Origin of the sequence: Hymenobacter sp. (assembly GCF_036388155.1) — a bacterium.
GTDB lineage: Bacteria > Bacteroidota > Bacteroidia > Cytophagales > Hymenobacteraceae > Hymenobacter.
In genome coordinates this window covers 1-11,610 of record NZ_DASVSI010000166.1, presented here as the reverse complement: position 1 = coordinate 11,610, position 11,610 = coordinate 1, and the positions used below count along the sequence as shown (strand labels likewise).

Below are 11,610 nucleotides of genomic sequence, written 5' to 3'. Positions count from 1 at the left end.
AATCTTTCTATTCCCCCTTAAAGAGCCATTATTAATTTGTTAGCTCAACAGCAATTGTCTGGACAAGCAAAAAGCCCGGCTAAGGCCGGGCTTTTTATGTTTGTGGCTAGCTAAACCAATCCAGCCAATGGCCTGCCAGCGCCGGTTGAGCTTACACCAACTCCGCGTGGCGCTGGGCAGTGGTAGCCGTCAGCTCAAAGGCTTCGGCCAGCAGCTCGTAGGAGCGCCGGCGGTCCTGGAAGTCGGCGGTGATGGTGACGGCCGTGATTTCATCGACGCCATAGTCAGCGGCCAGGGCGGTGAACTGGGCGTGCACCTGCTCGGGCGTGCCGCTCACCACGCGGCCTTGGTTTTGGCGTAGCAGGGCCTGGTCTTCGGCCGTGAAGCGGTAGCTGCGCACTTCTTCGGTGGTGGGAAAAGGAGTAAACTGGCCTTTGCTGAAGCGAATGAGCTGCAGGTCCATGGCGGCGCGCAATTCCTGGGCGCGCTCCTCGGTGTCGGCGCAGAGCGTGAACACGGCCATGTTGGCCAACGGTGCGGCCAGCTCCAAAGACGGGCGGAACCGCTGGCGGTAAGTGCGCACGGCCTCAGGGCCGCCGGTGCCGTTGATAAACTGGGCAAAGGAAAACGCCATGCCCAAGTGCGCGGCAAACAAGCCACTCTGGCCGCTGGAACTGAGTATCCACAGCTCCGGGGCCGCGGGCGCCTGCGGAATGGCCATCACCCGCTCGTGAATGGTGTCGGGCACTCGTTCGTCGCGCAGGTAGGCTTGCAAGTCCATGAGCTGCTCCACGAAGTCCTTTTCGTTGAAGGTGTTGTTGGGGTTGAGGGCGTAGGCCGTGAGGCGGTCGGCGCCGGGGGCCCGGCCCATGCCCAGGTCGATGCGGCCGGGAAACAAGGTTTCGAGCATGCGGAAGTTCTCGGCCACCTTCAGGGCGCTGTAGTGCGGCAGCATGATGCCGCCCGAGCCCAGCCGAATGCGCTGGGTTTGGCTGCCGAGGTAGGCCAGCAGCACTTCCGGCGTCGAGCCGGCCAGGGTGTTGGTGTTGTGGTGCTCGCTCACCCAGAAGCGGCCGTAGCCGAGGCGGTCGGCCAGCCGGGCCAGCTCCGCGGTTTCGAGAATGGCCTCGCGCGGGGTGCTGCCCGGGCGAATGGGCGACTGGTCGAGGACGTTGAGGCGAAGGTTGGGGGTGGTAGTCATTTTCAGGGGGGTAAGACGTGAGAACCGCCGAAGGGGCCTTCCGGTTCGCGGGAAGTGCGTGGGGCCCGGAATGAACAAATGCCGGACTAGCTGTTTAAGCACCCACACTTTCAACTACCCCCTGCTTTCATGAGCGACCCAACCTTCGTCACCCTCTCCGTAGCCGACGGCACCGAGATGCGGGCTTACACAGCTTTCCCCGACAGCACCGGCCCCGTGCCTGGCCTGATTCTATTGCAAGAAGCTTTTGGCGTGAACCACCACATCCGCAGCGTGGCCGACCGACTGGCGCAGGCGGGCTACGCCGTCATTGCCCCCGAGCTGTTTCACCGCACTGCCACCCCGGGCCTGGAAATCGCCTATTCGGATTTCGCCACCGTGGCTATCCCGCACTACGGCGCCATCGACAGCGAAGGCCTGACGGCGGATTTGCAGGCCAGCTACGACTGGCTGACCTCGCAGGCGCTGGTGGTGGCCGATAAAATTGGCAGCGTCGGCTTTTGCCTGGGCGGGCGCGTGTCGTTTCTGGCCAACGCCGTGCTGCCGCTCGCGGCGGCCGTTTCCTACTACGGCGGAGGCACCCACCTCCTAAAAGACCGCGCCAAAGACCTGCACGCGCCGCAGCTCTTCTTCTGGGGTGGGCTCGATGCCCACATCGGCAAAGAAATGGTGGCCGAAGTGGTGGACGCGGTAGCCGCCGCCGGCAAGCCCTACATCAACACCGTCATCTCCTACGCCGACCACGGCTTCTACTGCGACGAGCGGCCCAGCTACCACCCGCAAGCCGCCGCCGAAGCCTGGGGCATGACGCTGGCGTTTCTCAAGGAAAAGCTGGGCGCTGTTGCCGGTCTTGGCGGGGCCTCACCCCCGGCCCCGTCTGCCTCCTATTAGCTAAGCAGCCGCTACCGGCTGAGCCGCAGTTTGCCGGCCGAGGTACTGCGCCATGCTGCTGGCCAGCACAATCTGCAGGGCGTGGTAAAGCATGAGCGGCAGAAGAATGAGCCCCGTGGCCGCACTGGCGGGGAAAAGCAGGCTGGCCATCACGCTGCCGTGAACCAGGGATTTTTTGGAACCGCAGAATACGGCCACGATTTGGTCGGCACGAGAGAAGCGCAGGGCGCGGCTAACGCCCCAAATGATGGCAAAAACCACCAGGTAAAGGCCAACCATGCCGGCGCCCAGCTTGGCAATGTCGGCGGGCTGGTAGCGGCTGAAAATGCCCTCGGCAAACGACTCGCAGAAGGCGGTGAAAACGATGAGCAGGATGGTGATTTGGTCGAAGATGCGCAGGCCGGATTTGTGACGCTCAGCAAAGGCGTTGAACCGGGCATTGAGCAACACCCCCGCCCCTACCGGCAGCACCACCTGCCACAGCAGCTGCACGGCCAGGCCCCACAGCTGGCTGCCGCCCGTGCCCGTATGCAGAAACAGGCTGGTGAGCAGCGGCGTGAGCAGAATGCCGATTAAACTGGAAATGCTGGCGTTGAAAATGGCCGCCGGCAGGTTGCCGCCCGCAATGCTCACCATCACCACCGAGGTTGAAACCGTGCTGGGCAGCGCGCACAGGAAGAAGATGCTTTGCCAGAGGGCATCGCCGCCAGCGGAGTTAAAAAATGGGCGCACCACCAGCGCCAGCAAGGGAAACAAGGCGAAAGTGGCCAGCTGCACCAACAGGTGCAGGCGCCAGTTGCGCATGCCCGCCCGCAGCTTCTCGAAGCTCAGCTTGAGGCCGTAAAAGAAGAACACCAGGGCCACGCCCACGGTGGTAATTACTTTCCACGGCACCGGGCTGGCCTTGCTGCCCAGGCCGGGCTGGAAATAGGCCAGCACCACCACCCCAATCAAGGCCAGCAGAAACCAGTCGAGGCCGGCGCGGGCCAGCAGGGCAAAGAAGCGGTTGGAAGCAGGTGGAGCGGGGGCAACGGGCTGGGCCATGCCCCAAATACGCCAACGCGGCCCCGAAGGCCGGGCAACTCTGTTTCAAAACAAAAAAAGCGCCTGACTCCGAAGAGCCAGGCGCTTGGTACTGAACCGGCCGCTGGTTGCTGGTTGCTGCCTTATTGGTCGCCGCTGCCACCGCCCAAGCCGGGCGGCGGGGTGCCTTGCACGCCCTGCACGTTGGGCACGCCCATCTTTTCCTCGCGCTTGCGCTGGTATTTAGCGAATTGAGCGGGAGTAAGCACGTCTTTGATGGCCGAGAGGCGCGAGCTGCTGATGGTTTCGATGACACCGGCCAGCTTGCGCGGGTCGGTCTTGTACTGCAGGCGGGCGGACTCCAACCCCTCCACCGAGCGACGATTGATGGCCCGGACTTTCTCGGTTTGCTGGGGCGAGAGGCCGAGGTTCTGCTGCATGTTGGCCGTAAGCGCATTGGCCTTTGCGTCGACCGTGGCGGCGGGCGGAGCAGGCGCCTCAGCGGCGGGCGCACTGGCAGCCGCGGTGGTTTTGGTTTTCACGCTGGCTTGGCCCACAGGCTTCACCTTGGTCTTGACCGTGGCCGGGGACTGCGCCAACGCCGCGGACACGGTGGCCAGGGCCAGCAACGAAGAGAGCAATAACAATTTCATGGGGCAATGATTTACTACAACAGAAAAGAAGGGGCGCAACGGCGGGGTAAATATCGGATGAAAACCCGGCCGGTACTGCCTCAAACACACCGCCATCCACGTTTCGTGCCAGAGCCAGTCGAAAAAACCGGCCGGTGACCACGGCGGTGCAACCTTTCGGCCCTTTTTGGCATACAAACCTCCATGAAACACGACAAGCGCACCAACAAAAACTGGTTGCTGGCCGCCGGCCTTGGCGCCGCCACCCTCGCCGCCACCCTGTGGTCGAACCGCCGCGGGTCGTACGACCTGAGCCAACGGGTAGTGCTCATCACCGGCGGCTCGCGCGGCCTGGGGCTGGTGCTGGCCCGCCAGGCCGTGGCCGAGGGCGCCCGCGTCGCCATTTGTGCCCGCGACGAGGCCGAGCTGGCCCGCGCCCGCCAGGACTTGCTCCTGGCCGGCGCCGCCGAAGCCGACGTGCTGACCCTGGCGCGCGACATCACCAACGAAACCGAAGTGCGCACCATGGTGGCCGAAGTGGAAACCCGCCTCGGGCCCATCGACGTGCTCATCAACAACGCCGGCATCATCGTGGGCGGCCCCTTGGACAACATGGACACCCGCGACTACGAGGACACCATGGCCATTCACTTCTGGGCACCTTTCCACGCCATGCAGGCCGTGCTGCCCAGCATGCGGCGCCGCGCAACCGGCCGCATTGTCAACATTTCCTCGCTGGGGGGCAAAGTGGCCCTGCCCCACATGGCCCCCTACAGCGCCAGCAAATTTGCCCTGGTGGGCTTGTCCGAAGGCTTTCGGGCCGAGCTGCGGCAGCACGGCATTTCCGTGACCACCGTGTGTCCTGGCCTGCTGCGCACCGGCAGCCCCGGCCACGCCATGGTGAAGGGCCAGCACAAGAAAGAGTTTGCCTGGTTCAGCATTGCCGATTCCCTGCCCGGCTTCACGCTGAGCGCCGAGCAAGCGGCCCGCCAAATCTGGAACGCCTGCCGCCGCGGCGACGGCGAAATCATTCTCTCGCTGCCCGCCAAGTTTCTATCGGCCTTCCACGGCCTGCTGCCCGGCACCACCACCGACATCCTGAGCTGGCTCAACCGCGCCCTGCCCGCCACCGGCGAGAGCGCCGCCGCCAACGTGCGCCGCCTGGGCTCCGAGAGCGAGTCGGAAATTACCCGCTCGCCCCTCACCGCCCTCACGCGCAAAGCCGCCCGTGAAAACAACGAGGCGTAGCACGAGTACCCCGACCTTTCATTTCGGCCCGCGTTGAACGGAAGCTGTTCTGGCGGGCCGAAATGAAAGGTCGGGGTACTCGTTTTTACGGCGCATCTTCGCGCCATGCATTTTCCCGTTGAGCTAGCCCTGGGCCCGGCCCGCCTGCCCGTGCACTTGCTGTGCGAGGTGCTGGCGTACGCCCTCGGCTATCGCCTCTACACCTACCTGCGCACCCACTCCCCCGACCGCATCAGCACCGCGCACCGGCAATGGATTTTTGTGGGCGCCGCGGCGGGAGCGCTGCTCGGCTCGCGCCTGCTGGGCCTGCTGGAGCACCCCGAGTTGCTGGCCCACCCGCCCGGCGGTTGGCTGTACTACTTCACCAACAAAACCATTGTGGGCGGCTTTTTGGGCGGCCTCATCGGCGTGGAGCTGGCCAAAAAGCGGCTGGGTGTGACGGCCAGCAGCGGCGACCTCATGGTATTTCCCCTCCTGCTGGGGCTGAGCATTGGCCGGCTCGGCTGCTTTTTTAGCGGGCTGGAAGACGGCACCTACGGCACGGCCACGGGCCTGCCCTGGGGCATCAACTTCGGCGATGGCGTGGCCCGCCACCCCACCAACCTTTACGAAATCTTGTTTCTGGGGGTGCTGGCGCTGCTGCTGTGGCTGCTGGAGCGCCGCGGGCCCTTGGTGGATGGCCGGCGGTTCCAGCTGTTTTTGAGCAGCTATCTGCTCTTTCGGCTGCTGGTGGAATTCATTAAGCCCACGGCGGCGCTGCCGGGGCTGGGGCTCACCGCCATTCAGTGGGCCTGTGTAGCGGGGCTGGGGTATTATGTTTGGCTATTCAGCCGCAAGCCAGCCATTGTTCAAGATTCTTCGGTGCATCGGTAATGCAACTGCGCGCACTGCGATTCAGCAAGCACACCCATCTACACCTTTTCTGCATTCCATGAAAAAAGGATTGTTACTCTCCAAAGCGCGCATGGCGCTGGCCGGCCTTGTCGTTGCGCTCTCGCCGGTGGCCCTCACCGGCTGCGACTACGCCAAAGCCAACGTGAACACCCTGGTAACCGACGACTGCGGCGTGAACTGGAAGCTGATTGCCGCCGGCAAATCGGTGCCCAAAGGCGTGGGCAATCCGTGCTTCTACAAAGTCACCATCCCCGACTACCCCATGCAGGGCGACAGCCACTTCAAAGTGGTATTTGCCGAAAACGTGCTGGCCTCGCTCGACGTGAGCTACGACTACACCATCACCAATCCCATGGCCTTCATTCAGGAAGCCAAATACCTCGGCAAAACCAACAGCGCCGAAGTCGGCACCCAGTTTGAAGCCGCCGAAAACACGGTCATCGACAAACGCATCAAAGACGCGGTGCGCGGCCGCCTGTCCAAGGAAGACGTGGTGACCTTCAGCCCGTCTGATTTCGAAGATTTGCTGCTACCTGAGCTCAATAAGCTGCTCCAGCCCCGCGGCGTGACAGTCAATTTCCTCTCCCTGGTGCCCGTGTACGACGAGCAAACCGCCCAAGCCGTGGACGTGGCCACCGCCATGAAAATCTACACCTCCAAGAATCTGGGGAAGCTGGGCGAACAAGTCATTGCCAACCGCGCCGGCGCCAGCCGCATTGTGGTTGAAACCCCAGCCGCAGCAGCGCCCGCGCCAGTGGCGGAAGAAAAGGAGAAGTAATACAGCTCTTTAAATAAGGTAATAGATGAAAGATTCTACCGTTTCGATAGCAGTTTGGGTAGCTGTTAGTTTGGCACTTTACTACTTAACGAAAGGCGGTAAAAGGCAAATACATGCCACTGCCGATGGAAGCTTTGAACTGAGAATGGCCAAACTGTACCAAATAATTGGCCTATTGGGAGGTATTATAGCAGGTATTGGTTTGTTTCTTCCTCTAATAGCTAACGAATACACCACGAGCATATTCGTTGCCTCTTCATTTGTATTTATGCTGTTCGCAGCACTATCCACTTCTTGCTTCTTGTGGTACCGCAACCATAAAGTAAAATTCAACGCAGAGACTATTACTGCACAGAATGTTTACGGCAAATCAGAGGATATTTTATGGAAAAATATTGCTTTAGTAAAATTCAAACCCTTTGCAGGAAAAATGGAAATTACTGATGCCTTTGGAAAGAAAATATCTGTTCATCAACACTTGGTTGGCTTTTCTACTTTTATTGGTGAGTTAAAAGAGAAAAGAGGCGTTTACAACTTCGTATGCGAAAGTTTGCCGCCTGCATCTATAGCATAAGCGACCAATTTCTTTAAATAAAGAATCCCATGCCCGAACGTCGTCACACCCACCACAATTTCACACTGAGCCTGTGCCCGCCTTACCTGCGCCGCATGAACGCCAATCGCGCAAGAACAATGTCTGCATGAGACACGCGCTTCTACTGTGGCTGGTGTGGCTAATGACCAGTACGGGTGCTCAAGCCCAATACATCACACTGCCCAACGGCGAATTTTTAGATACAACCTCAACTCGCAACCCTGCTTGTGCCAAGGTGCCTGTGGTGCGCTACTACAGCGTGGAAGGCAAATACCCACGCAGTTCGGAGACGTTGACCGAGCAGGCGCAAGCGTTTATAACCCGCAAGGGCCAGCAATACCGCGGGGAGGGCCACATTACGTTTCGGTTCATCATCGACTGCCAAGGGCATCGTGAAGCACGCACCCAACTGCTGCAAACCGATAAACGCTATCAGCGCGCTACCTTTTCGCCGGCATTAGTGCGCGAACTGTATGGTTTTGTGCAAACGCTGACGGACTGGAAAATAGGCAAAGCTCCTTTCCCGGTTCGGTACCTGACGTATCTTAATTTCAACATTAGCGATGGAAAAGTGGTGGCCGTTACTCCTTAGCTGCCTACTGGCGCTGCTAATGGCTAGTTGTGGCCAAACTGTAACCAAACAGCCATTGGCAGCCGAGTGCAGCCGCAAAACCTACCGCGACTCGCTGATAACGCGATACATTGAGCGGGGGGCCGAAAAAGTGAGTTACCTCGACCCGCGCTGGAATCAGTATTGCGACAGTTTGATTGCCATTTGCCCCAACATTGGCGTTGCCTACCAGCACAAAGCCGTGCCGCCGGTGAAGGATGGCAAATGGGAGGAGGCATTTGCCTTGGAGGATAAAGCCGTGGAGGTGGACCCGCAGGCCTGGCTGGCCTACCGGGGGTTTCTGAAGGTCATCAAAACCAAGGATTACGAAGGCGGCTTGGCCGATTTTCAACTGGCTGCCCGCCGCAATGCCAACGGCCGGGAGATGGACCATACCTTCCCGTTTTTTGAAGGATTGTGCCACCTAAAAATGGGGCAATATGCGCTGGCAGAGCAAGATTTCAAGCGCGACATGGCTTTGCAAAAAAGCAGCATTGCCGAAGCCGACATTCATTTCAACAGCCTCTTCTACGTGGGAGTGTTGTATTGGAAAATGGGGAAATACGCCCTGTCTGAGCAGTATTTGCAGCAATGCCTAAAACAGTACGCCCAGCATCCCGACGCTAATTATTACTTGGGGCTGACGCACCGGGCGCAAAAGCGGGAAACCGAGGCCCGCCAGCGACTGACGTTCGCGCAACAATGTCTGGCAAAAGGCTACCAGATGAACGAAGACAATACGTTTTATGAAAATTACCCCTACCAGATAACGACCTACGAGGTGCAGCAAGCATTGCTCCGTTGAAGAACGGCTCCTGCTTTTTCCAAAACCTTATTTTCTCCTGCCCATGCCCGAACGTCCCTACACCTACTACGATTTCACGCTGAGCCTGTGCCCGCAGTGCCTGCGCCGCATCGAGGCCAAAATCGTCTTTGAGGACGGGAACGTGTTCATGCTCAAGCGCTGCCCGGAGCACGGGCGGCAGAAGGTGCGCATTGCCACCGACATTGAGTATTACAAGAGCATTCGCAACTACGTGAAGCCCAGCGAAACGCCGCGCCGCTTCAACATGGCCACGCACTTCGGCTGCCCCTACGACTGCGGCCTCTGCACCGACCACGAGCAGCACAGCTGCCTCACCGTCGTTGAGATAACCGACCGCTGCAACCTCACCTGCCCCACCTGCTACGCCGAAAGCAGCCCCACCCACGGCCGGCACCGCACCCTGGAAGAAGTAGAAGCCATGGTGGACCTAGTGGTGGCCAACGAAGGCGAGCCCGATGTAATTCAGATATCCGGCGGCGAGCCCACGTTGCACCCGCAGTTCTGGGAAATTCTGGACATGTGCAAGCGCAAACCCATCAAGCACCTGATGGTAAATACCAACGGCGTGCGCCTGGCCAAAGACGAAGCCTTTGTGGCGCGGCTGGCCACGTACGCCGGTGCGTTTGAAGTGTATTTGCAGTTCGACTCTTTCCGCGAAAACGTGCTGCTCACCATGCGCGGCCGCGACTTGCGCGAGGTACGCAAACAAGCCATCGAGCACTTGAACAAATACAACCTCAGCACCACGCTGGTGGTGACTTTGCAAAAAGGCCTGAACGATGACGAAATAGGCGACATCATCGACTATGCCCTACAGCAGCGCTGCATCCGCGGCGTCACGTTTCAGCCCACGCAGGCGGCTGGCCGGCTCGATAATTTCAACCCCGAAACCGACTCGTTCTCGCTCACCGAAGTGCGCCAGGGCATCATCGACCAAAGCCCGGTGTTCACGGCGGAAGACCTACTGCCCGTGCCCTGCAATCCCGACGCGCTGGCCATGGCTTACGCCCTGAAACTAGACGGCGAAGTATTCCCCCTCACCCGCTACATCGACCCGGCCGAACTGCTCAGCAACAGCAGCAACACCATCGTGTACGAGCGCGACCCGCGCATGCGCCAGCACATGCTCAAGCTGTTTAGCACCGCGAATACGGTGGACACGGTGGTGCCCGAAATCAATCAATTGTTGTGCTGTCTGCCGCAGGTTTCGGCGCCGAACTTGGGCTACGAAAACCTATTTCGCATTATCATTTTGCAATTCATGGATGCGTATAATTTCGACGTGCGCGCCGTGAAGAAATCCTGCGTGCACATCGTCAGCAAAGACCTGAAAATTGTGCCGTTCGAGACAATGAATATCTTCTACCGCGACGCCGAGAAACTCGCGCGGCTGGAAGAACTGCGTGGCGAACGGATGGGCATTGTATAAATGCAACCGCTTATCCCACCCCCTACCCCGCCAGACGAACAGCCCAAAATGAATGGCTGCCTGGCAATCCTGCTAGTAGGCTTGGTTGTATTGTTGATAGGCTGGAGCATGTGTAGCCAACCGCTTTAAACTTAATCGTTGTCACCCTAACGCAGGCTTATACCAACGACATTTCATCGATGAAAAAGTCCACCTTCGGTAGCATTGTCCGCAACAACCTACTGGCCGTGCTGGGCGCAGCTATTGTGCTGGGCCTGGCGGCGAAATTTATCGACGACTCGTTGATATTTCTATTTGCGCTCATCTATTTGGGTCAAGCATTACTCAACCTTATACTGGCGTTTGCCCACCTTGGCCGAGGGCCCGAGGATGTGGGCGCCGCTCCCTATTTTCTGAGCACGTTTTTGGTGCTCATCATCGGGTTTGGGGCGTGTTCGGGCATTTTCATGGTTGCGGGGCACCTGGATGTCCACTGAAACCGGCGCGGGCTGGCACTTCGGGCAGGTGTAAGTAGCCCGGCCGCCCAAGTAATATTTGTCGATTTTTACCTTCGGATGACGGGGGCAAAAGGTGTGCGCATCGTCGCTGGCGGGCGTGGCCGACGTGTCCCACTCGCGGGCGTGGATGAGGAAGCTGGCCGGAAAATGGCGGTAATTGGCTTCCTGGTTGATGGCCGTGTTCAGCACCAGTTGCACGGCTTCGTGCAACGCTTTCCCCTCTTTATCCGTGAGCGAAGAACCCACGCGCTCGGGGTGAATTTTGGCCTGAAACAGCACCTCGTCCACAATCCAGTTGCCGAGGCCGGCGGTGATGCTTTGGTCGAGCAGCAAAGGCTTGAGCAACGTCTTGCGGCGCGCTAGTTTCTGGTGCAGTTCCGCGGCTGTGATGTCGAGGGCATCTGGGCCGATTTTCTTAGCCTTTTGGTGCGCGGCGGCGCTATCGGCCAAACGAATACGGCCAAACTTGCGCGGGTCGATAAACGCCAGCCGCAAGCCAGAGTCCTCAAGGTGCAGGGCCACGCGGGTAAAGCGCGGGGCGTCGGGCTCGTCGCGGTAGGCGCCCACGTCGCCGGTCATGCCGAAGTGCAGCACCAGCACCTTGCCGTTGTCCAGCTCCAGAAAGCAATTCTTCCCCAGGCGGCTAGTGCCCGTGACAGTGCGGCCCACAAGGCCGGCGCGCAGTTGGTCTTCGGGCGTGGCCAGCACGTGGGCATCGTTCACTTGCACAGCACCAATGGTTTGGCCCACGGCTAGTTCATCAATAAAGCGGCGGTAGGTTTCGACTTCGGGTAATTCGGGCACAGGTGGGAAGGGTTGAGTTTTGAGGGTTGAATGCTTGCGTATTACAGACCGTCATGCTGAGCGGAGTCGAAGCATCTCTACCACTTCGTTGCAGACGTGAGGCCTCACCCCCGGCCCTGCGGGTACGACCCCTCTCCGGTGGAGAGGGGAGCCTGACGAAGCAGGCGAGATGCTTCGACTCC

12 protein-coding genes are annotated in these 11,610 nt (G+C 59.7%); 8 read left to right on the top strand and 4 right to left on the bottom strand.

All coding sequences use genetic code 11. The features are described from left to right. Positions 1-151: 151 nt before the first annotated feature. Entirely contained in the window at positions 152-1,201 is a 1,050-nt protein-coding gene (locus tag VF629_RS23710; RefSeq protein ID WP_331060994.1) for an LLM class flavin-dependent oxidoreductase, read from the bottom strand. Positions 1,202-1,330: 129 nt separating this feature from the next. On the opposite strand from VF629_RS23710, the gene VF629_RS23705 reads away from it, so the two are divergent. Beyond that, positions 1,331-2,092, top strand: coding sequence for a dienelactone hydrolase family protein (locus tag VF629_RS23705; protein WP_331060993.1), 762 nt, complete (start codon positions 1,331-1,333; stop codon positions 2,090-2,092). Here VF629_RS23705 and VF629_RS23700 read toward each other — a convergent pair whose 3' ends face one another. Both VF629_RS23700 and VF629_RS23695 read right to left on the bottom strand, forming a co-directional pair. Further along, positions 2,093-3,136 (bottom strand): bile acid:sodium symporter family protein, encoded by a 1,044-nt coding sequence (locus VF629_RS23700; RefSeq protein ID WP_331060992.1) that lies wholly within the window; start codon positions 3,134-3,136, stop codon positions 2,093-2,095. Between the two features lie 122 nt (positions 3,137-3,258). Next, positions 3,259-3,768 (bottom strand): hypothetical protein, encoded by a 510-nt coding sequence (locus tag VF629_RS23695; protein WP_331060991.1) that lies wholly within the window; start codon positions 3,766-3,768, stop codon positions 3,259-3,261. A 183-nt stretch (positions 3,769-3,951) separates the two neighbouring features. On the opposite strand from VF629_RS23695, the gene VF629_RS23690 reads away from it, so the two are divergent. From VF629_RS23690 to VF629_RS23660, 7 genes are all read left to right on the top strand, one after another. Next, complete coding sequence (locus VF629_RS23690; protein WP_331060990.1) at positions 3,952-4,995, top strand: SDR family oxidoreductase; 1,044 nt, start codon at positions 3,952-3,954, stop codon at positions 4,993-4,995. A gap of 105 nt (positions 4,996-5,100) precedes the next feature. Further along, positions 5,101-5,868 (top strand): prolipoprotein diacylglyceryl transferase, encoded by a 768-nt coding sequence (locus tag VF629_RS23685; RefSeq protein WP_331060989.1) that lies wholly within the window; start codon positions 5,101-5,103, stop codon positions 5,866-5,868. Positions 5,869-5,926: 58 nt separating this feature from the next. Next, complete coding sequence (locus tag VF629_RS23680) at positions 5,927-6,667, top strand: hypothetical protein (protein ID WP_331060988.1); 741 nt, start codon at positions 5,927-5,929, stop codon at positions 6,665-6,667. Between the two features lie 25 nt (positions 6,668-6,692). Beyond that, positions 6,693-7,241 (top strand): hypothetical protein, encoded by a 549-nt coding sequence (locus VF629_RS23675; protein WP_331060987.1) that lies wholly within the window; start codon positions 6,693-6,695, stop codon positions 7,239-7,241. A 73-nt stretch (positions 7,242-7,314) separates the two neighbouring features. Continuing rightward, complete coding sequence (locus tag VF629_RS23670) at positions 7,315-7,854, top strand: hypothetical protein (RefSeq protein ID WP_331060986.1); 540 nt, start codon at positions 7,315-7,317, stop codon at positions 7,852-7,854. A 19-nt stretch (positions 7,855-7,873) separates the two neighbouring features. Then, on the top strand, positions 7,874-8,677 hold the full coding sequence (locus tag VF629_RS23665) for a tetratricopeptide repeat protein (RefSeq protein WP_331060985.1): 804 nt from the start codon (positions 7,874-7,876) through the stop codon (positions 8,675-8,677). Between the two features lie 43 nt (positions 8,678-8,720). Continuing rightward, positions 8,721-10,127, top strand: a complete 1,407-nt coding sequence (locus tag VF629_RS23660) for a radical SAM protein (RefSeq protein WP_331060984.1) — start codon at positions 8,721-8,723, stop codon at positions 10,125-10,127. Positions 10,128-10,447: 320 nt separating this feature from the next. Here the strand turns inward: VF629_RS23660 and mutM are convergent, their stop codons facing one another. Further along, positions 10,448-11,428, bottom strand: coding sequence for a DNA-formamidopyrimidine glycosylase (gene mutM / locus VF629_RS23655; protein WP_331060983.1), 981 nt, complete (start codon positions 11,426-11,428; stop codon positions 10,448-10,450). Positions 11,429-11,610: the final 182 nt, after the last annotated feature.